Source organism: Desulfosarcina alkanivorans (assembly GCF_009688945.1).
GTDB lineage: Bacteria > Desulfobacterota > Desulfobacteria > Desulfobacterales > Desulfosarcinaceae > Desulfosarcina > Desulfosarcina alkanivorans.
Map to the genome: position 1 here is coordinate 854,759 of NZ_AP021874.1, position 19,116 is coordinate 873,874.

Genomic DNA, 19,116 nt, shown 5'->3' on the forward strand with positions numbered 1-19,116 from the left:
CCGATGCAGAAAAGCTTAAGATCACCAGCCGGTGCACCAGCCTATGAAAATAGATAGCAACTTGATATAAAAGGCCATCGGTGTCAACCGGTTTTTGGATAAATGGCAGCCGGACCCCGTCCTGATAAAAAATCCGGCATGCCTGGAAAGGATCGTGTCCGTGGCCAAGCTCAGATTCCCCGTTACCCGGGCCGTTCGGTTTTTGCGGTCGAAACAGGTCGATTTCAAACCCTTTCTTTACAGCTATGCCGATCATGGCGGGGCCCGGCAGGCCGCTTCGGAACTGCAGGTTCCCGAAGGGCGTGTCGTCAAGACGCTGGTGATGGAAACCGGCGGTGGGGCGCCCCTGCTCGCCCTCATGCATGGTGACCGGGCGGTTTCCACGAGGCGGCTGGCCCGGTTCATCGGGTCGAAAAAGGTGGTTCCGGTAACGCCGCAAAGCGCCTTGCGGTGCACCGGCTACCAGGTGGGGGGCATCAGTCCCTTCGGCACCCGCCAGGCGTTGCCCGTCTATGTCCAGGCCACCGTGCTGAAGATGAAAACGATTTTTATCAACGGCGGAAAACGGGGCTTTCTGGTCGAGGTCGAACCGGGGGTCCTGCTGAAAACCCTTTCCGCAACTCCCGTTGACATGTCGACAACGCTGCAATGACGGCCCGGGGCAATTTTGCCATTGCATGCTGAAATCCCAAACGGGGTGACCCTGTCCATACGGGCCGTTATTCTCACGGCCCTTGCCATAAGGTCGTGGGTTGATTTATAATTGATCGAAAAACGAGGAAACGGCACCCGTCAAGGCGACTGAACCCCGTCAGGAGTACCTTCCCTTGGCCACCATCCTGCACAGAAAAGGAAACCCATGCCACGCACTGACCTGGACGATCTGGAAACCATCTGCCAACGCATCAGCCTCAATATTCCTGAAGACTGCCCGTGGCGGTGGGACAAGGAGTTCAACCTGGCGCTGACGGTGATTGACCGGAAAGATGAAATCATGGTCGAACTCCCGTTGACGCTTGAATTTTCACACAAATGGGATTTTGCCACCATCAACGATGCCGAGGCCCCCATCCGTGATTTTTTTCAGGCTGGATTCGGTGTCGTACCGGGCCAGAAAGTGTTCACCATGGATCCTTTTCAAGGCGTGGTGCTTTACGCCGCCTGGTGGCCCTGGGGTGACGATGAGCGGATTTCCCTTCGCCTGGGGCTGGTTTCGGTCTCGGGTGAAAAGATGGATAAATCCGAGGTGAAAAGCCTGATCTGCAGTTGGTTGAATCTGGAATGACGACCGGTCCCGGGTCATTTCACCCGTGAAAGGGAGGCGAGTGGCGGCAGCCGGTGCTTTTTGATCTTGTTTCGCAAGGTGGTGTGGGAAACGCCCAGGCGACCGGCGGCCTGGCGGATGCTTCTGGCCGTTTTGAGCGCATTGACGACAATCCGCCGTTCCAGTGCGTCCAGTTGGAGGGTGAGCGGACCTCCATCGTTTGCCGGTTTGGCGGTTCTGTTCCCGGAAGGTGCCGGGGCGGCCAGGTCGAAACTGAACAGGATCGATTCAACACCGATTTTCTTGGTGTCGCACAAAATGGCGGCCCGTTCGATTACGTTTTTCAGCTCGCGGACATTCCCCGGCCAGCTGTGGTGAACCAGCTTTTCCAGTGCACCGGATGAGAGGTGTTGCAGATCGCTGCCCAGCCTGCAGTTGATCTGAAAGAGAAAATGGTCCGCCAACGCCCGGATGTCTTCGGTCCGGGCATTCAAGGGCGGCAAGTGGATGGGCAGCACATTGATGCGGTAATACAGATCCTGCCTGAAGTCTCCGGATTCCACCAGCCGTTCCAGATTCCGGTTGGTGGCGGTGATAATGCGTGCATCCACTTCGATTTCCGATCGCCCCCCGATTCGCCTGACGCGCTTTTCCTGGATGGCCCGCAGGATTTTGGCCTGTGGACCCGGCGGAAGATCGGCGATTTCGTCAAGGAAAAGCGTTCCGCCGCCGGCCTGCTCGAACAGGCCGGCGCGGCCGCTTTTTTGTGCACCGGTAAAGGCGCCGCTCTCGTAGCCGAACAATTCGCTTTCCAGGAGTGCGTCGGGGATGGCAGCGCAATTGACGGGAATAAACGCACCGGTCCGGCCGCTTTCGGCATGGATTGCCCTGGCGAAAAGTTCCTTGCCGGTGCCACTTTGGCCGCGAATGGATACGATGGAGGGGGTCGGCGCGATTTTACGGGCAAAAGAAATGGCCTGTATAACCGACGGTGTGTTTCCCACAAACGCATCGAAGGAGACGTTTTCCGGCTGGGAGACTTCTTCAACCAGGGCTTTGATCTCTTTCATGTCTTTCATGATCTCAACGGCACCGATGATTCGTCCGGTCGAATCGGCAATCGGTCGGGCACTGGTGAAAAACTCGAACTGCCCGTTGTTCGTGGACACGCTGCGCCGGATGCGCGAATAGGATTTGCCCTCAAGGCAGGAAAGCAGGTGGGCGTCCATGGCCGCCAGCTGATCGATCCGCCGTCCGATCAGATCGCGATGGTGGCAGTTGAGAATGGTACGTGCCAACTGGTTGATGGTGGTAATTTTTCCTTTGGCATCGATGGAAACGATGCCGTCGCTGACATTGTCCAGCACCGTATGAAACGTATTCTGGCGGTTTTCGTTGGGCATGGTCTTGATAAAACGAATGGACTGAAGCCCGTCGAGGCCGGACAGGGTTTCGAGGATTTCCCCGGCGGTCATTTCCTGCAGCACCGGGGCGACCGCCAGGTATACATCGGCCAGTTGCTGCCTGCGTTCAACTTCCATGGAAAGGATGTTCATGGACCGGTCGGCGAGGCGTCTGGAGATATCGGCCACAATGCCGATGCGATCCAGAAACAGCAGGTTCAGCTTATACGATTGGCTTTCCATGGCGGCTCCGGTCTTCGGGGGGCTTTCACGAATTCGTCATCCGTTGGTGGACTATAGAAACTCATGGGCCCGTATGCAAGTGACAAATCGGCCACACTGATTATGGTAGGGACTGGTTCAGTGTCTATTGGTCGGGGTAACCATCGGTCTTCGTGGCTGCACAAAACCCGTGACGAAACCTTACAGGCGATGATATTCATGCGGTTTGTTATTTTTTTGCTGCTCTCGCTTTCCGGATCAGCGCTTTGTGCCGGAATCACCGCTGCTCATGATCGTGCAGACGGGCTGCTCGGTGCACTGGTGCTGGAATCACCGGTTCGGCTGTGTGGGGAGCCGGTACCCGTTGAAGACCCCCTGGTGGTGGAACGGTTCGAAAAGGAGATGCTGGTATCCATGGGCAATCGCCCCCAGGTGATCCTCTGGCTCAAGAGAACCCGGCGATACTTTCCCTTTATCGAGCAAATGATAGAAAAAAACGGTCTTCCTGGCGATATCAAGTATCTGGCTGTTGCCGAAAGCGCACTGAGGATGCATGCCGGTTCCCCGAAAGGGGCCATGGGTGTATGGCAATTGATGCCCCAGACCGCCAGGAAATACGGGCTGGTGGTTGATTCGGATTTCGACGAGCGCCGCAATCTCTATCTCAGTACGCCGGCGGCGATGGCCTACCTCAAGGATCTTTTCGAGCGCTTCGGTTCATGGAGCCTTTCCCTGGCTGCCTACAATATGGGTGAAGAAGGCCTTGAAGCGGAGATCCTGGAGCAGGGCACCACCGATTACTACCGGCTTTACCTTCCCCTGGAAACCCAGCGTTTCGTTTTTCGGATCCTGGCCATCAAACGAATTATCGAAGCCCCGCAGAAACATGGATTCACGCTTGCCAGAAGTGATTTCTATTCCCCGATACCTTCTACAGCCGTATCCATCGATGCCTTCAAGGATCTGCCCCTGCGCCTGGTCGCCGACGCGGCGGGAACCGATTTCAAAACGATCAAGGACCTGAACCCGGAACTGCGGGGACACTACCTGGCAGCCGGGACCCGTATGGTCCATATTCCCGTCGATGGGGAAAACGGATTTCAGGCTCGGCTGGCAGCCGGTATCCAGGCGGACACCACCCTGCGCAGCCAGCGTATCTACGTGGTCCAAAAAGGTGACAGCCTTTCCGGTATCGCCCAAAAATTCGATGTGCCCCTCGCCGCGCTGCTCATCTGGAATCGTATCGGAATCAAACGGGTGATCCATCCCGGCCAGCGGCTGGTTGTTTTTCCTTCGGCAGCGAAAAATGGAAACGGATTCGACACGGCGGATGGAGACGCTGACGGATGATAGAAAAAATTATAGCCAGTGGGCAGACCGGTGTTGCGGCCGCCGCCCTGGACATCGCCATCAAGCTGGGGTTGGCTTATGGCGGATGGTGCCGGGAAGGTGAACCGGCGGCGGAAAAGTATCGGCTGAAGCGGCTGCCCGGGGCCTGCGTTTCCGATGTCGTCGAAAAAGCGGTCGGCGCCGGTCACGGAACCCTGTATTTTGCCGAGGGAGAAAAGATATCCCTGCGACTGGAAGCCACCAAAAAAATCATTTTTCGCATGAACAAGCCACTGCTGGTTTTAAACCTTGCCCGTGAAATGGGTTTCACCGCGTCCCGGCGGGCGGCCGAGTGGATCACCGAAAACCGGATCAAGGTGTTGCACGTGGACGGGGAAGCGGATTCCAGGCCGGAAAGGGTGGCCAGCATACTGGAGGCGACTTTTTTTCTTGGTATGATGGAACCCGGGATAACCACGCCGTTGCAGGCGAAGAACCAACGGAATCGAAAGGTTGAGCGGGGTGTCGCCGTGGAAAGCATTGCCGAGGCGGTCGATCATCTGGAGAAGGCAATGTCTCTCAAGGACCGGGCCACCATCGCCAATATGGCTGCAGGAGAACTGGTTTCCCTGCACGGTTCGCTGGGTGAATACATCAATCGCCATTTTGATCTGTTCGCTGCCGGCAGTGTGCTTTTAACCGACTGCCGCCGGCGTTCCGGCCGGTGGGAACTGCCGGCCACCGACGCGGCCGCCGTAATTATCCGCGACCTCTGGGATCGGTTGCGAACCACTTACCGGCTGCGGGTCGTGAAATGAGCGCGAACACCGACACAACACGGGCCATGCCCTTGATTCCCCGGTCTCCCGAGACATTTCTCCGCCTCGTTCAGCAACGGCTTCATCGCCAGTCTCCGGAAGCCCTCGCGTTCAATACCAATGGCGACCTGCGGCGAATCTCCGCGGTGCTTTTCCTGCTGACCCAGGGGGCCACCGGTGAACCGTACCTGATTCTGAACAAACGCTCCCAGCAGGTTACCCAACCCGGCGACCTTTGCTGCCCGGGCGGCGGCATCTCGCCGGCACTGGATTTTTGGCTGGCCAGAGGGCTCAATCTTCCGGCAACACCGCTGGCCCGCTGGCCCCACAGAAAATGGTGGCGGCGTTACCGAAGGTCTGATTTCCGCAAGCTGGCGCTCCTGCTGGCGGCCGGTTTGCGGGAAGGGGTGGAAGAGATGCGGCTCAATCCGTTTGGGGTCCGTTTTCTGGGGCCCATGGCCGCCCAGCACCTGGTCATGTTCAAGCGTGCCATTTACCCGCTGGCCGGATGGGTGAACCGCCAGCACCGGTTTTTCCCCAACTGGGAGGTGGCCAAGATCGTCCGCATCCCTTTGTCGACGTTCTTCGAACCGGCCAATTATGCACGCTATCGCCTGTCGTTCAGGTCACCTGCGCCCGGTGAGCCGGACATGCCCTATCGGGACATGCCCTGTTTTGTCCACCGTCACCACGGCCGGGATGAGCTGCTGTGGGGGGCGACCTATCGGATCACCGAAGGGTTTTTAAAAACCATTTTCGATTTTGCCCCCCCCCCGATGGCATCGTTGCCGGTAATCCACCGCCGGTTGGACAGCCGCTACCTGAAGGGCCGGTCCCCGTCTTGATCGAGGGCCGGTCCGTTTGCACGGATCGTGGGGGCGGTTGATTTTTAAGCGGCGGTGGTGTAGAGGATCCGTTTTGAAATCCGCCAGTGCAGAAGAGGTATTGAGATGACCGCCAAAAAAGTTAACGTTCAGACCATTGGCAGATCCCGGGAGGAATCAGTGGTGCTGGTCCTGAAGCGATATGCGGACGGCTGGTCCTATGAGGTCCAGGATTTAGGCTCGGGACCGCTTCCGTTGCCCTGGCGGACAGAAACGCCGGACGGGGCCGAAGAGAAACTCAACGCCAGTTATGATCCTGAGGTCTGGACGTTAACCGTGCTCGAAGAAGGCTGAACTGCCGCCGGCTACCCGCGTCATGAATGAAAACGCCCGATGTTGAGGAAAACCAGCCATGTCCGTACGACCATTCGAACCGTTTTTCCCTAACCACGTCCTGGCCGACATTTTCCCGCCGGATCGTGCCGATCGATTTTTCGAAGCCCTCCTGGGCGACGCGTCCGAAGGCGCCTATGATATCTCTCTTGCCTTTGTCGACGGAACCGATGACCGCATCGATTTCGAATTTCAACTCAAAAAACGCCCCGGGAGATGCCTGGCCTGCAACCTGACCCACGGCCTGCCCGACGTATTCCTACGGCATCCGGTCATCGATATTGCCGGTGTCGTCAGGCGGATCGACGAACGGATATCCAACGGGAAACGATGCGGTGGGTGGGTCCTCGGCCGCACCCGGGATATCTCCAGTGCCATGCATGTAATCCCCCTGACCGTGAACCTGGTCCATGAGGCGCCGGCAGACCCCGTGTGACGCCGGTTGACGGGGTACACAGGCGGCCCCGGCGCCCGGGTCAGGCGATATCCGGCCGGACACGGCCGTTCAGAACGGCTTCCAGGGTGGCCGCCAGTTGATCAATCTGATACGGTTTCTGGATAAATCCGTCCCCGGCCATTCCCAGTGCGTCTTCTCCCAGGCCATTGAGGCTGTATCCGCTGGACAGGATCACCTTGATGTCCGGGCGGATCTTTTTCAATTGCTCCAGCACCTGGCGACCGCTCAGGTCGGGCATGATCATATCCAGCAGCACCCCTTCAATCCGGTTTTTCTCCTCTTCGAACCGGGCAATGGCCTGGTGGCCGTCAATAGCGGTGATCACCTGGTAGCCCAGATCCTGAAGAATGTCCGTCAGGGCCTTCAGGATATAGGGTTCGTCATCCACCACCAGCAGCATGCCCGAGCCGTTTCGCGGCCTGGAAGGGGCCGCAGGGGATAACCGTTCAGGCTGGCGGGATTCCGCCGGCAGGTAAATCGTGAACGTCGACCCCCGGCCCGGCTGGCTTTTTACATCGATGATGCCGCCGTGGTTTTTGATGATGCCGAATGCCGAGGCCAGGCCCAGGCCGGTTCCGCGGCCCATTTTCTTTGTGGTGAAAAAAGGCTCGAAAATCCGCTTCATGACGTCCGGTTCGATGCCCTTGCCATGATCCTGGACCATGACGGAGACAAAGGGTCCGGGCTTGATCCCGAAGGGGGTGGTGAAGTCAGCATCCAACACAACGTTGCTCGTCGACAGGATCATGGTCATCTCATCGGTCATGGCCTGCCAGGCGTTCACGTAAAGGTTGACCAGCACCTGGTCGATCTGTCCCTGATCGGCATCCACCGTCCAGATATCATTCTGATAGCGGGCCCGGATCTTGATTTCTTTTTTGGTGCGGCCGAACATGTCGGCGGTCCGCTGGACCGTATCATTCAGATTGACGGCCGTAACCTGGTACTTGCCCCCGCGGGCATATCCGAGCAGCTGGCGGGTCAGGGTGGCCCCGCTCTCCACACATTGTTCGATGGCGCGCAGGTAGTCCGACAGGGGGCTGACCGCGTCGATCTTGGCGGTGAGCAGGGAGACATTTCCCGTAATGCCCATGAGCAGGTTGTTGAAATCGTGAGCGATGCCTCCAGCCAGTGTGCCGACCGCCTCCATGCGCTGGGCATGGTTGAGTTGTCCCTGAAGGGTTTCCTTCTCCTTTTGTGCGGCGATTTTCGCCGTTACATCCCTGGCCAGCCCGCGAAAACCGGTGACGGCACCCGAGGGATGCCGCATGAGCGTCGCACTCAGTTCCAGCACTTTGGTGCGTCCCTTTCGGGTGATCACGGGATAGGTGAGGACCCTCACCGGAACGCCGGACCGTACCATTTTTTTGAAGGCCTGGATGATTTCCCTTGTGGACTGGTGTGCAGAAAAATGCCTGAAATGCATGCCGGAGAGGTCGTCGACGGCATAGCCCATGATCCGGCATGCGGCATCGTTGACAAAAACCAGGGTGCCGGTGTGGTCCATCTCAAAATAGGCCTCTTCGATGGTGTCCAGAATCGTTCGGTATTTTTCCTCGCTGACCCGAAGCTGTTTTTCAGTCGCTCTGCGCCGCTCGACCTGGGCAATCAGGCCGTCGTTGGCTTTTTGCAGTTCAAGGGTGCGCTCCTTGACCAGGGCTTCCAGCTGATTTTTGTATCGCAACAGTTCCTGTTCAGCCGTTTTCCGGTCGTGGATGTCACGCAGGGATCCGATGATGCGATAGGGTTTCCCCGACCGGGTATACAGCATCATGGCGTTCAGGGCGCAATGTCTCAACCGGCTGTCCTTATCCTGGAAGACCACTTCATGGTCGTTGATGCGCCGCTGGTCCTTGAGCGTTTTAACCATGTTCTGTCTCATTCCGGGATCGGAATTTATCTGGAGCAGCTTTTTCCCAACCAGTTCATGTCGATGGTACTGAGAGATCTTTTCAATGGACGGGCTGATTTCGATCAGGACGCCATTGAGCGAAGCTTCGTAGTAGACGTCCTGTATGTTGTTGAAAATGCCTTGATATTTTTTTTGGCTGCGCTCCACGGCCGTCTTCATCTCCGAAAACGCCTTGGCGGTTTCCTGAATCTCCTTATAGGCCGAGTGCAACTGCGGCAGGGGCGCGGACTGGCCTTTTTTCATCTGCCTGGCAGTGCGACCCAGCAGCGCAATGGGCCGGATGACCCCCCGGGCCAGGAGAAACCCCATGAAGGTGGCAAACAGGGAGATGACCATGGTGACCAGGATATTGTAAAGGCGGTTGGATTTGATGTCGCCCAGGTAATCGTCCTCCGGGAGATAAACACCGATAATCCAGGGCCACTGGGAGTCTGAAAATGGCGAGAACATGGCGTGGTACACATGGCCCTCGTGGTCGAACCGTGAAAATCGCGACCCGTCCATGACCAGCATCCCCGATGGGTCCGTCTGAATTTGTGCGGCTTCGAAGGCTTTCTGGCTGTGCGGGTCGTCCAGTTCATGGATTTTTACCAGACGGGCGATGCCGTCTGGTGACGCTTCCCTGATGCTCAATTTGTCCAGATCACCGAAGGCCACGACGTCGGCATTGCGGTTGAGCATAAATGCCTTGCCGTGCTTGCCGATCTTCAAGTTGGCAATGAATACCGACAGCTGGTCGATTTCGATATCCACTCCGACAACCCCCATGAGTTCCCCGGACGGACCGAAAAAGGGCCCGGCGATGGTGATGCCGGGCTTCTGGGAGGTGAAAAAAATATAGGGATCCGTCCAGACGATGCGGTTTTCTGCAACCGCTTTCTGATACCAGGGCCGCTTCCTCGGATCGTAGGTGTCGGAATCGCTGGTTTCCGTTTCAATCATGTTGAAAAGGGGGTCGCGGTAAACCAGTCGGACCGATTTGTCCCGGTCGGTATTCAGGATCACTTTGGTGCGAAAGCCCCCTTTGGCCCTGGCATCAAAATGGCGGACGTCATAAAAATTTCCCTGTGGCGTCCCCACATAAATGCCGGCAAAATGGGGGTTGACGGAGAGTTGCTCATGGAGATAGCGTTCCAGCGCGTGGGCCTTGCCGGACTGGCTGCCGACCACGTTGGATGCCAGCAACTGCCTGGTCAGGGCGGCAGCACCATGGGCATGGAGCAGATGGCGCTGGGACTGTTCCATGGCCAGTTCGGCGATATTCTGCATGATATCCCGGGCATGCTGGCGCAGGACGTCCTGGGATGTGAGGTAGGAAGAGGTCGTGGTGATCAGATGGGTTCCCCAGATCAGGCCCAGAAAACCGGCGATAAGCGCCCAGCGAATAGAAATTTTAATCTGCATATTGGAATTGACCGTATCGCTTCAGAAGGTTAGGGCATTTGGACAGAATTTTAGACCCCTGTTCGTCATTGTACCAGCATGGGGTTGTGTTTCAGTTTCCCTGCAATGAGAGCCTGTCCAGGATAATTTATGCGGGGCGCCTTCAGGTTTCAAGCGAAAAATCACAAAGCCGGCTTCAGGGGAGGAATAACCGTTGAAAAGCGTTTAAAAAAGAACTACATATGAACGAGGCGGTCCGTTAAAGGGAGCGCCGCTCATCGTTCGTTGAAGGGGCAGGACCGTCCCGTCTTTAAGGCACTCGATTTCGTGTTGTGGGGGAATAATGAGAAAAACGACCTTCTGTCTGCTGGTGATAGCGGTGGCTGCCGTGTGCGGCTGTTCCGGGCATCCGGCCGGAAACACCGCCGGCGTTGCGGTATTGTTCGCGGATGATCCGCATGTCTTTGACCCGGCCGTGCTGTATCGGGGAACGGTCGTCGGCCGGCTGCTCTCACGGCAATGGGGCAACGGCGTCACCCGGCTGTATATCGCCCCGGAAACCCCCTATGCAGACCTGATAGCAACCAACATGGCGATCGTGGTAAAGGCCGGCCGCATGCACCTGGTCACCCTGGGCGGGGTCGGCGAACCGGTGCCCGCTGACGCAGGCATCTGTGGATTCGTAAATACATTTTCATATCGGTGGTTTAAATTCAAACACCTGATCAATAGCGTCACGATGGCTGCCAACCGGCGGGCCATGCGCCTGCAGCATCGATCCGGTCTGGCAGGATGACCGGCGGCAACAAGGCCTGCGCTTCAGCGGGCTTCAGGGGACGGGTCCTTCTGGTTTCCGCTCCCTGGCCCCTGTTTAACCGTCCATCCCTGCCTCTGGGCGCCTTGAAAGCCTACCTGGCCGCAACCCTGCCCGGTCTGCAAATCCAGGCCAGCCACCTTTTTCTTCAGGTGGCCAACGAATTGGGATACGAGCGATACCAGGACGTCTCCCGCCGGGTCTGGCGTGCAGAAGCCGTCTTTTCGGCCCTGCAGTATCCGGATCGGGCCCACCGGGCCGAATCCCTGTACACCAGCACCCTGAAGCGCGGGCATCGTGCCCCCCGGGATTTTCAGCAGCTGGTGACGCAGGTAAAGGTGATCATCGACAGCTGGCTCAGCCGGGTCGCGTGGTCCGAACTGGACCTGGCCGGTTTTTCGATCTCTTTTTGCCAGGTCACCGCGTCGCTTTACCTGATTTCGCGAATAAAGGCGATCTGTCCGTCCCTGCCGGTGGTGGTGGGCGGGTCTTCCTTTTCGGGTGAACGCTCGGCCGATCTGCTGACCCTGTTTCCTTCCATCGATTACCTGGTGGTAGGGGAGGGGGAACGCCCTCTGGCCGGACTCTTGCGCCACCTGCTGGATCCCGGACGCCGGCCCGTGGCGGCCCTTCCGCAAGGGGTTTTCTCGTTAAAGGAAAGGGCCGGCGGGAAAGATGGATTTTCCCAGCTCAGCCGTCTGGACCGGTTGCCCGTGCCGGACTACGACGACTACTTCAGCCTGCTGAACGGTTTTGCCGCCCGGCAGCGCTTCTTTCCCACACTTCCCCTCGAGGCCTCCAGGGGATGCTGGTGGCACCGTCCGGATGTCCGGTCCCGTTTCAGGGGATGTGCGTTTTGCAACCTGAACCTTCAGTGGCAGGGATATCGCACCAAACGGCCGGACCAGGTGGTTCGGGAGGTGGACGTCCTGGTCCGGCGGCATCAGGTGCTCTCCCTGGCCTTTGCCGACAACGCCTTTCCGCCCCAGCATGCCGGAGCCGTATTCGACGGCATCCGGGACCTGGGCCGGGACCTGTCCATCTTTACCGAATTGCGGGCCAACACCCCGCCGGCGCTGCTCCACAAGATGCAGCAGGCCGGTGTGGATACGGTACAGGTGGGCATCGAGGCCCTGTCCACCTCGCTTCTGGCCAAGATGAACAAGGGGCTTCGTGCCATCGACAACCTGTGCCTGATGAAGCAGTGCGAAGCCCTGGGCATCGTCAACGCCTCCAACCTGATGCTTCACTTTCCTGGCAGCGATGACACCGAGGTCAGCCAGACCCTTCGTGCGCTTGAATTCGCGCGCTGGTACCGCCCCCTGAAACCCGTCGGCTTCTGGCTGGGCCTGGAAAGTCCGGTCTACCGGTTTGCCCGGCGGTTCCATATCCGGGCCGTGTTCAATCATCCGCATTTAAAAAAGCTTTTCCCGGAATCGGTGGCTGCACGGGTCCGGTTCATGATCCAGGGATACCGCGGCGACAAGAAACGGCAGCAGGTCCGATGGCGGTCTGTGGAAGCCGAAATGCGCCGGTGGAATAACGACTACGCCGTCATGCAGCAACAGACCGGCGGCAGACCGGCGCTGTCCCTGCGGGAGGGCCGCCGGTTTTTACTGGTCGATCAGCATTTCCCGGATCGACCCACCGCCAGGCACCGGCTCACGGGAATCTCAGCCGATCTCTACCGATACTGCCATATCCCGCGATCCCTCACCCAGGTGGCCGGAACCTTTCCCGCCCACAGCCGGGAACAGATCCGCGTGTTTTTTGAAAGTATGGTGGCCAAGCGGCTGATGTTTGCGGAAAACGATTGCTACCTCAGCCTGGCTGCACCCGCTTCGTGGAGGACGGAATCATGAAACAACTGATTCTGGCCCCCCTGCGCGGCTTTACCGATGCGGCATTCAGAAACACCTTCCAGCACCATTTCAAGGGTGTGGCCGAGGCGGTGGCGCCCTTTGTTACATCGATAAGAGGACGTCGCATCAAGGCTTCCCACCTGCTGGATCTGGTGCCAGAGGACAATCGGATCATGCCGGTGGTGCCCCAGATCCTGAGCAATCAGCCGGACGAATTCATCTGCCTGGCCAACACCCTGTTTCGACGGGGCTATCGTGAAATCAACTGGAATTTGGGGTGTCCATACCCCATGGTCGCTAAAAAAATGCGCGGTTCCGGCCTGCTGCCCCATCCGGACGAAATTGACCGCATGCTCGAAAAAACGATAGGTCAAATTGACGCCCGCCTATCTGTCAAGACCCGTCTGGGACGTTTTTCAGCGGACGAAATGGACCAATTGATCCCCGTGTTCAATCGATATCCCCTTTCGCGGGTGATCGTCCATCCGCGCACAGGTGTCCAGATGTATACGGGAGGGGTCGATCTGAAGGCTTTCGAAACCTGCCTGAACCATATCAATCATCCCGTGGTCTACAACGGGGACATCAACAGCCTTGACTTCTTTCAGGCACTGGAAGCCCGATTCCCCGACGTGTCCGGCTGGATGCTGGGCAGGGGCCTTATCGCCAACCCGTTTTTAGCGGAGATGATCCAGGGCGGATTCCGGCAGGGCCATCGCGAAATCTCCCGTTTTGCCCGGTTTCACGACGACCTGCTGGCGGAATATGGCCGGCGGTTTTCCGGCCCCGCCCATGTTCTGGACCGCATGAAGGGATTTTGGCGCTATTTTGCAGATGGGTTTGCTGATGGTCGTAAGATACTGAAACGTATACGCAAAGCAGGTTCTCTGGTGCGGTATCGCCAGGTCGTGGCCAGCGTGGTGAACGATCAGGCGCCCGTGGCGTGACAGGGGTCCGCCTCAGACGCCGTGTTCGGCGCAAATTCCGAATCGGCAGGCCCTTTTTACAAGCGATTGTGAAACGGCCCAAAATAAACTATACTGGCACATATTCCACCGGACCGCATTATACGATCATCAATTGACCTTCCGAACTGGTATGAACATGGCCGGAACCTTTTATCCGTTTCTGGAGGCCGCCGCATGGATCGAAAGAAAATCCTGATTATCGATGACGAATTGAGTATTCTGGTTCCGCTGCAATTTCTCATGGAAAAGGAAGGCTATGAGACCAAACTGGCCCAAAGCGGCAAGGAAGCCATCGAAAAAATTTCCGTGATCCGGCCCGACCTGATTCTTCTGGACATCATGCTTCCCGACCTTGACGGATATGAGATCTACCAGATGATCCGGCAGCGCGCCGAATGGGAATCCATCCGGGTCATTTTCCTGACGGCCAAAAACCGGGACGCCGACATGGCCAAGGGCCTCGCCATGGGAGCCGACGCCTACATTACCAAACCGTTTTCCAATATCGAGCTGGTCGAAAAAATCCGGGAACTGATCGGCCCGGGAAGATGATGACCCGCGGCCGTAAATGGCGTCGCCGGCGGCCATCCATGGCAGGCATTCGTTTAATGTCGGGAAAAACAACGGATCGCAAGTGATCGGATCGGGTGGGGCATGTCTTAAGCCCCATATGGAACATTCGGGTTTGCGGACGCCGGCAGAGGCCTCACACCAGGGTCATCAGGTAGTCGCGAAGCTGGATCCGCTGGTTGGTCAGTCCCAGTTTTTTACGCAGGCGGTTTCGGTGGGCCTCTATGGTTTTTGCCGATGCGTTCAGGATCTGGGCGATCTCTTTGGTCGTTTTATCTTTGCGAACCAAGTCGGCGATCTGGATTTCCGTGGGCGTCAGATCGAAAAATTTCATGGGAAGCTGTCTGAGAAAAGGGGATACGATGTTGGCAATGTTGGATTGAATGATATTCACGTAAGTGGCCTGTTTTTCATCCAGTTTGCTGTGGCTCAGTTTTTCCAGAAACGGCACTACCAGGTCCTTGACATTGGCCACGATGATATCTTCCATGTGAACCTGGTCTTCCTCTCTGTTTTTCAAGAGCACATTCAATGCAGTGTTGACCTCCTTCAATGCGGTGCTCTTGTCCTTTAATTCCTTCTCGTTTTTTTTGAGCTTTCTTTGCGCTCGTTTTCGTTCGACAATTTCACGATTGGCCCGCTCGAAGAGCTGGGCGTTCTCAATGGCTGTGGCCGACGCATCGGCCAATGCTTCAAGCAGGGTCCCGTGGGATTCATCAAAACGGCCCACCTGCTTGTCCACCAACTGTAGGGCGCCGATGACCGCACCTTTTACCCGCATGGGCACACTGATGATGGAACGCAGTTCCACCTTCATCTTGTCGGCCACCTCCCGGAAATGTCGCATATCTTCCCGTGTGTCCGGCAAAACCACGCTTTCACCATAGGAGCTGACCCATCCGGCAATGCCTTCACCCGGTTCCAGCCGCCAGTTTTTGACGATGTTGCGCTGGAAACCGGCTGCCTGCCGGCAGACGACCTCATCGGTCTCCGGGTCCTTGATCCAGATGGAACTGCCGACGACGCCGAACAGGCTGCGGATGGCCTCCAGGATGGTTGACAGCACACGATCCAGTTCAAGGCTGGAATTGATGGATAAGAACGCCCGGTTGATCAGTTCCAGCTCATCGTTTTTTTGCTTCAATTCCTCATTTTTTTGTCGCAGTTTCCGGTTTTCGGACTCCAGGCGCTTGGCATTCAACGTCTTTGTGCCTGAAGCCGGAGGAGATACGTGTTTTTTGGGTTTAGGCATACGGACCTGTGGGGTTCAATCGGAGATGCGATTGGTGACGAGTAGAAACGTAATGCTGCCGACACCTGCAAGTAGGACCATCATCGACTGGAAAAGTCAATTAAAAATCTCACCGTGGCCACTTTTTGAGCACCCTGCCCGGCAGCCGGACATCTGGTTGTGTTTGCAACCGGATTGGGTTAAGGTAACTCCGCTCAAAGATGCTTCAGACAGTGGTCAGTCGTTCTCACGTGGTAAACTTCTCACCCGACACAGGATCGAAAGGAGCAGACAGACATGAAAAAGACGTTACTGGCGGCGTTGGTGGCACTCTTGTCCACAGCAATTCTTTCATGCGGCGGAAAATACGATGACGTTGACAGGACGCTGAGCGACTATGCCGATGCCATGGAAGATTATGTCTCCCGGATGGATAAGGCGGACAACGCCGATGCCGTTGTCAAAGCCATGAACGATTATACCCGGAAAATGAAATCTCTGGCTCCCCGGCTCAAGGAAATGAACGAGAAGTTTCCCGAACTTGCCTCGGGCAAGGACTTCCCCAAAGAACTGGAAAAGATTTCCAAACGAATGGAGGACCTGAGCCAGAAAGTCCAGACGACCATGATGAAAACCATGAAATTCATGATGGACCCCGACGTGCAGAAAGCCATGACCGATCAAGCCCATGCCATGGCGCAGGTCTCCCAGTAGGATGGCACGCCCGGGCGATGGCCTGGTGGCCGGCCACCAGGCCATCGCCGACCGGCTGGTGGCCGGTCTCAGCCGGTTGACGTTCGCAGCACCCGTGACCCACACGTATAATCCGCTGATTTACGCCCGCAGTGGATATGATCGCTATGTGGCCTGTTTCGGCGGCACTGTCAGGCCCGTGGTGCTGGTGGGGATGAACCCCGGACCCTTTGGCATGGCCCAGACCGGCGTGCCCTTTGGCGACGTGGAGATGGTGACGGGCTGGATGGGCATTGAGGCCCGTGTGGCCGCACCGGCATCGCCCCACCCCAAACGGCCGATATCAGGATTCTCCTGTACGCGCCGGGAGGTCAGCGGCAGTCGGCTGTGGGGATGGGCCCGACAGCGATTCGGGACCCCGGCCGCTTTTTTTGAGCGGTTTTTTGTCGTCAATTACTGCCCGCTGGTGTTCATGGAGGCCAGCGGGCGAAACCGGACCCCGGACAAACTGCCGGCGGTTGAAAAAAAACGCCTGTTCCGGGTTTGCGACCGGGCGCTTGCGGAATCAATCGACATATTAAAACCGCAATGGGTGGTGGGAATCGGCGCCTTTGCCGAAAAACGGATTCACGCCGCCTTGAAGGGATCGAATCTGACGATCGGCAGGATGACCCACCCCAGCCCGGCCAACCCCAGGGCCAATCGGGGCTGGGCGCCGCTGGTCGAGTCCGAACTGTCGGCCATGGGAATCGATCTGCCCGGGCAGGAAGAAACAGGCGCCGGATGAATGCGGGCCTTATATTGAATTCAGGTGACGTTTCCGAACCGGAAACACGGGATTAAATCCCTCAGCCACCGGCCGACGGCTTGCAGGGCGGGGGCGCGAATCCTCCGGAACCGGAGGGTATCCCGTTGGGCCGGACGGCGCCGGCGGACATCAGTTTTTCCACATCATGGCAGTTGCACGCCGGGCAGACCGGCGGTTCGGTATCCGAGGCGAAAACCAGTTGCTCGAACTGATGGCAACATGCCTTGCATTGGTACTCGAAGATCGGCATTTTCCTGCTCCTTGTTGGTAAGGCCATTACAATAATCGTCGCACCACGCAAGTCAAGTCGAATTTCTCATCCGCTGACCAAAAAACAACATCGCGCCATGGCGGCCGTTGATCCACCATCGGAAAAAGCGGTTGACAACAAGGGTGATGGATGCCATATCCAAAGCATCCGTTCAGGCAGTAAGCAACAGGAAACGCAGAATAAGATGGATTTAACGATGATAGGGAAACGTTGGTTCTGGTGGTGGCGCACAACAGTCGGCTGTGCCTGCCGGATCCCTGTTGCATAAGACGCATCTGGCGTCAATGACAAGCAAACGGACCAACGGGCCACCATCCGGCGGTCCGTTTCTGGTTTAAATGGGCCGCGGGGAAAACCCGGGCCTTTTTTTTTCCGGCCAGGACGCGTGGTTCGGTCCCCAATCCAAAGGAGTCCAAACATGCTGGTCGTGATGGATAAAACAGCGACATCGGAACAGATCGAAAAGGTGGTCAAGGTCATTGAATCCCGTGGATGCACGGCCCGACCCATTCCCGGTGGTGATCGCGTCTCCATCGGCGTGCTGAACAACCAGGGGCCCGTGGATGCCGCCCTGTTTATCGGTTTGGCGGGGGTCAAGGATGCGGTGCCAATTACCAAGCCCTACAAACTGGTGAGCCGGGAGACGAAAACCGAGGATACCCTGATACCGGTGGGTGAGACGATCATCGGCAACGGGCACATGACGCTCATCGCCGGTCCCTGCGCCATCGAAAGTGAGGTCCAGGCCCTGGCCATTGCCGCCCATGTTAAAAAGGCCGGTGCCCACCTGTTCCGGGGCGGCGCCTTCAAGCCGCGAACCTCCCCCTATTCCTTCCAGGGACTCGGGGAGGAGGGGCTCAGGATCCTGGCCAGGGTGCGGGAGACCACCGGCCTGCCGGTGGTGACCGAGGTGATGGATTTCCAGACCTTCGACCTGGTCGAACACTATGCCGATGTGGTCCAGATCGGCACCCGCAACATGCAGAATTTCAGCCTGCTCAAACGGGCAGGGGAGTCCTACCGGCCCATTCTGCTCAAGCGGGGCATGGCCGCCACCATCGAAGAGTGGCTCATGGCCGCAGAATACATCATGGCCCGGGGCAACCACCAGGTGATCCTGTGTGAACGGGGGGTGCGTACCTTTGTTCACCACAGCCGCAACACCCTGGACCTGTCCGCCATTCCGGTGGTCAAAAAAGAGAGCCACCTGCCCATCGTGGTGGATCCCAGCCATGCCGCCGGCCGGCGGGACCAGGTGCTGCCCCTTTCCCGGGCCTCGGTGGCCGCCAACGCCCACGGCCTTATGGTAGAAGTTCACCATCAGCCGGACCAGGCCTTAAGTGATGGGGCACAGAGCCTCTATCCCGAACAATTCGCGACCCTTTGCCGGCAAGTCAAGGCCATCTTCAAGGTCTGCGGAGGAAACGAATCCTTTTAGGCCGGCGATGGCCATGGCGCTGCGCCACCGACGCGAGCGGCGTTGCATGTGGCGGATCAGGAAGCGGAACAGGAATAACGAAGTCTTTTCCAGACCCGGGGAGGTCCTTATGAAAATATGGAAAACCATCTTTTTGCTGGCTGCCGTGCTGGCGGTATCGGCATGCACCCAGGAGTCGCAGAACAAGATCGGCCGATCCATACAGAACTGGACCGGCACGGACGGTGTGCTGGAGGTCTACGCCGGCGAAAAACTGGTTCGCCGCTTCATCAACGTGGACAAGTTGTCCACGGCTTTCGGGACCTCGGACGATGAACCGCGCCCCTACCGCTTCGGCTACGGGTACATGGATGCCAACCTGAACATGGTCAAGGATCCGGGCGAGCGAAAGGTCTATTTCGAGTTCTCCGATTATGCGACCAGTTACGTCTTTTTCGAAAACCCGCGCTGATCGAT

Annotated in this window: 19 protein-coding genes; 15 read left to right on the top strand and 4 right to left on the bottom strand. The window is 57.6% G+C overall.

The window, feature by feature from the left end; all coding sequences use genetic code 11:
- Positions 1 to 160 precede the first annotated feature (160 nt).
- Both DSCA_RS03825 and DSCA_RS03830 read left to right on the top strand, forming a co-directional pair.
- Positions 161 to 652 carry a YbaK/EbsC family protein gene (locus DSCA_RS03825; protein ID WP_155315171.1) on the top strand — a complete coding sequence of 164 codons (492 nt, stop codon included), beginning with the start codon at positions 161 to 163 and terminating at the stop codon, positions 650 to 652.
- A gap of 207 nt (positions 653 to 859) precedes the next feature.
- Positions 860 to 1,285: a hypothetical protein gene (locus tag DSCA_RS03830; protein ID WP_155315172.1), complete on the top strand. Its 426-nt coding sequence runs from the start codon at positions 860 to 862 to the stop codon at positions 1,283 to 1,285.
- Between the two features lie 14 nt (positions 1,286 to 1,299).
- Here the strand turns inward: DSCA_RS03830 and DSCA_RS03835 are convergent, their stop codons facing one another.
- Complete coding sequence (locus DSCA_RS03835; RefSeq protein ID WP_155315173.1) at positions 1,300 to 2,910, bottom strand: sigma 54-interacting transcriptional regulator; 1,611 nt, start codon at positions 2,908 to 2,910, stop codon at positions 1,300 to 1,302.
- Positions 2,911 to 3,108: 198 nt separating this feature from the next.
- Here DSCA_RS03835 and DSCA_RS03840 point away from each other — a divergent pair, with 198 nt between their 5' ends.
- The 5 genes from DSCA_RS03840 to DSCA_RS03860 all read left to right on the top strand — a co-directional run bounded on the left by DSCA_RS03840 (position 3,109) and on the right by DSCA_RS03860 (position 6,689).
- A complete protein-coding gene (locus DSCA_RS03840) occupies positions 3,109 to 4,239 on the top strand; it encodes a lytic transglycosylase domain-containing protein (RefSeq protein ID WP_167527591.1) in 1,131 nt (376 codons plus the stop codon).
- Positions 4,236 to 5,036 (top strand): YpsA SLOG family protein, encoded by an 801-nt coding sequence (locus tag DSCA_RS03845; protein ID WP_155315175.1) that lies wholly within the window; start codon positions 4,236 to 4,238, stop codon positions 5,034 to 5,036. Before DSCA_RS03840 ends, DSCA_RS03845 begins: the two co-directional genes overlap by 4 nt.
- Positions 5,033 to 5,881, top strand: coding sequence for an NUDIX hydrolase (locus DSCA_RS03850; RefSeq protein WP_155315176.1), 849 nt, complete (start codon positions 5,033 to 5,035; stop codon positions 5,879 to 5,881). The genes DSCA_RS03845 and DSCA_RS03850 overlap by 4 nt, the downstream gene beginning before the upstream one ends.
- Positions 5,882 to 5,986: 105 nt before the next feature.
- Positions 5,987 to 6,214: a hypothetical protein gene (locus tag DSCA_RS03855; RefSeq protein WP_155315177.1), complete on the top strand. Its 228-nt coding sequence runs from the start codon at positions 5,987 to 5,989 to the stop codon at positions 6,212 to 6,214.
- A gap of 58 nt (positions 6,215 to 6,272) precedes the next feature.
- A complete protein-coding gene (locus DSCA_RS03860) occupies positions 6,273 to 6,689 on the top strand; it encodes a pancreas/duodenum homeobox protein 1 (RefSeq protein WP_155315178.1) in 417 nt (138 codons plus the stop codon).
- A gap of 40 nt (positions 6,690 to 6,729) precedes the next feature.
- Here the strand turns inward: DSCA_RS03860 and DSCA_RS03865 are convergent, their stop codons facing one another.
- On the bottom strand, positions 6,730 to 10,026 hold the full coding sequence (locus DSCA_RS03865; protein ID WP_155315179.1) for a PAS domain S-box protein: 3,297 nt from the start codon (positions 10,024 to 10,026) through the stop codon (positions 6,730 to 6,732).
- Positions 10,027 to 10,348: 322 nt separating this feature from the next.
- On the opposite strand from DSCA_RS03865, the gene DSCA_RS03870 reads away from it, so the two are divergent.
- The 4 genes from DSCA_RS03870 (at position 10,349) to DSCA_RS03885 (ending at position 14,201) form a co-directional block, all read left to right on the top strand.
- Positions 10,349 to 10,801 carry a hypothetical protein gene (locus DSCA_RS03870; protein WP_155315180.1) on the top strand — a complete coding sequence of 151 codons (453 nt, stop codon included), beginning with the start codon at positions 10,349 to 10,351 and terminating at the stop codon, positions 10,799 to 10,801.
- Entirely contained in the window at positions 10,798 to 12,681 is a 1,884-nt protein-coding gene (locus DSCA_RS03875) for a RiPP maturation radical SAM C-methyltransferase (RefSeq protein WP_155315181.1), read from the top strand. Before DSCA_RS03870 ends, DSCA_RS03875 begins: the two co-directional genes overlap by 4 nt.
- The gene (locus tag DSCA_RS03880; RefSeq protein ID WP_155315182.1) at positions 12,678 to 13,628 is read left to right on the top strand and encodes a tRNA dihydrouridine synthase; all 951 of its coding nucleotides are present in this window, start codon (positions 12,678 to 12,680) and stop codon (positions 13,626 to 13,628) included. Before DSCA_RS03875 ends, DSCA_RS03880 begins: the two co-directional genes overlap by 4 nt.
- Positions 13,629 to 13,823: 195 nt before the next feature.
- Positions 13,824 to 14,201 carry a response regulator transcription factor gene (locus DSCA_RS03885; RefSeq protein WP_155315183.1) on the top strand — a complete coding sequence of 126 codons (378 nt, stop codon included), beginning with the start codon at positions 13,824 to 13,826 and terminating at the stop codon, positions 14,199 to 14,201.
- A 154-nt stretch (positions 14,202 to 14,355) separates the two neighbouring features.
- On the opposite strand, the gene DSCA_RS03890 is transcribed toward DSCA_RS03885, so the two are convergent.
- Positions 14,356 to 15,420, bottom strand: coding sequence for a GAF domain-containing protein (locus DSCA_RS03890; RefSeq protein WP_167527592.1), 1,065 nt, complete (start codon positions 15,418 to 15,420; stop codon positions 14,356 to 14,358).
- 327 nt (positions 15,421 to 15,747) lie between these two features.
- On the opposite strand from DSCA_RS03890, the gene DSCA_RS03895 reads away from it, so the two are divergent.
- Complete coding sequence (locus DSCA_RS03895; RefSeq protein WP_155315185.1) at positions 15,748 to 16,164, top strand: hypothetical protein; 417 nt, start codon at positions 15,748 to 15,750, stop codon at positions 16,162 to 16,164.
- 1 nt (position 16,165) lies between these two features.
- Entirely contained in the window at positions 16,166 to 16,930 is a 765-nt protein-coding gene (locus tag DSCA_RS03900) for a uracil-DNA glycosylase family protein (protein WP_155315186.1), read from the top strand.
- A 61-nt stretch (positions 16,931 to 16,991) separates the two neighbouring features.
- Here the strand turns inward: DSCA_RS03900 and DSCA_RS03905 are convergent, their stop codons facing one another.
- Positions 16,992 to 17,201 carry an FmdB family zinc ribbon protein gene (locus DSCA_RS03905; protein WP_155315187.1) on the bottom strand — a complete coding sequence of 70 codons (210 nt, stop codon included), beginning with the start codon at positions 17,199 to 17,201 and terminating at the stop codon, positions 16,992 to 16,994.
- 439 nt (positions 17,202 to 17,640) lie between these two features.
- Here DSCA_RS03905 and aroF point away from each other — a divergent pair, with 439 nt between their 5' ends.
- Both aroF and DSCA_RS03915 read left to right on the top strand, forming a co-directional pair.
- Positions 17,641 to 18,660, top strand: a complete 1,020-nt coding sequence (gene aroF / locus DSCA_RS03910) for a 3-deoxy-7-phosphoheptulonate synthase (protein WP_155315188.1) — start codon at positions 17,641 to 17,643, stop codon at positions 18,658 to 18,660.
- A gap of 109 nt (positions 18,661 to 18,769) precedes the next feature.
- The gene (locus tag DSCA_RS03915; RefSeq protein WP_155315189.1) at positions 18,770 to 19,111 is read left to right on the top strand and encodes a hypothetical protein; all 342 of its coding nucleotides are present in this window, start codon (positions 18,770 to 18,772) and stop codon (positions 19,109 to 19,111) included.
- Positions 19,112 to 19,116: the final 5 nt, after the last annotated feature.

Excerpts from the sequence above, each read along its gene's own strand:
- DSCA_RS03865 (WP_155315179.1), bottom strand. The coding sequence starts at position 10,026 with ATGCAGATTAAAATTTCTATTCGCTGGGCGCTTATCGCCGGTTTTCTG.
- DSCA_RS03835 (WP_155315173.1), bottom strand. The coding sequence starts at position 2,910 with ATGGAAAGCCAATCGTATAAGCTGAACCTGCTGTTTCTGGATCGCATC.
- DSCA_RS03860 (WP_155315178.1), top strand. The coding sequence starts at position 6,273 with ATGTCCGTACGACCATTCGAACCGTTTTTCCCTAACCACGTCCTGGCC.
- DSCA_RS03845 (WP_155315175.1), top strand. The coding sequence starts at position 4,236 with ATGATAGAAAAAATTATAGCCAGTGGGCAGACCGGTGTTGCGGCCGCC.
- DSCA_RS03850 (WP_155315176.1), top strand. The coding sequence starts at position 5,033 with ATGAGCGCGAACACCGACACAACACGGGCCATGCCCTTGATTCCCCGG.
- DSCA_RS03870 (WP_155315180.1), top strand. The coding sequence starts at position 10,349 with ATGAGAAAAACGACCTTCTGTCTGCTGGTGATAGCGGTGGCTGCCGTG.
- DSCA_RS03830 (WP_155315172.1), top strand. The coding sequence starts at position 860 with ATGCCACGCACTGACCTGGACGATCTGGAAACCATCTGCCAACGCATC.
- DSCA_RS03855 (WP_155315177.1), top strand. The coding sequence starts at position 5,987 with ATGACCGCCAAAAAAGTTAACGTTCAGACCATTGGCAGATCCCGGGAG.
- DSCA_RS03875 (WP_155315181.1), top strand. The coding sequence starts at position 10,798 with ATGACCGGCGGCAACAAGGCCTGCGCTTCAGCGGGCTTCAGGGGACGG.
- DSCA_RS03895 (WP_155315185.1), top strand. The coding sequence starts at position 15,748 with ATGAAAAAGACGTTACTGGCGGCGTTGGTGGCACTCTTGTCCACAGCA.
- DSCA_RS03880 (WP_155315182.1), top strand. The coding sequence starts at position 12,678 with ATGAAACAACTGATTCTGGCCCCCCTGCGCGGCTTTACCGATGCGGCA.
- DSCA_RS03905 (WP_155315187.1), bottom strand. The coding sequence starts at position 17,201 with ATGCCGATCTTCGAGTACCAATGCAAGGCATGTTGCCATCAGTTCGAG.
- DSCA_RS03885 (WP_155315183.1), top strand. The coding sequence starts at position 13,824 with ATGGATCGAAAGAAAATCCTGATTATCGATGACGAATTGAGTATTCTG.
- aroF (WP_155315188.1), top strand. The coding sequence starts at position 17,641 with ATGCTGGTCGTGATGGATAAAACAGCGACATCGGAACAGATCGAAAAG.
- DSCA_RS03915 (WP_155315189.1), top strand. The coding sequence starts at position 18,770 with ATGAAAATATGGAAAACCATCTTTTTGCTGGCTGCCGTGCTGGCGGTA.
- DSCA_RS03840 (WP_167527591.1), top strand. The coding sequence starts at position 3,109 with ATGCGGTTTGTTATTTTTTTGCTGCTCTCGCTTTCCGGATCAGCGCTT.
- DSCA_RS03900 (WP_155315186.1), top strand. The coding sequence starts at position 16,166 with ATGGCACGCCCGGGCGATGGCCTGGTGGCCGGCCACCAGGCCATCGCC.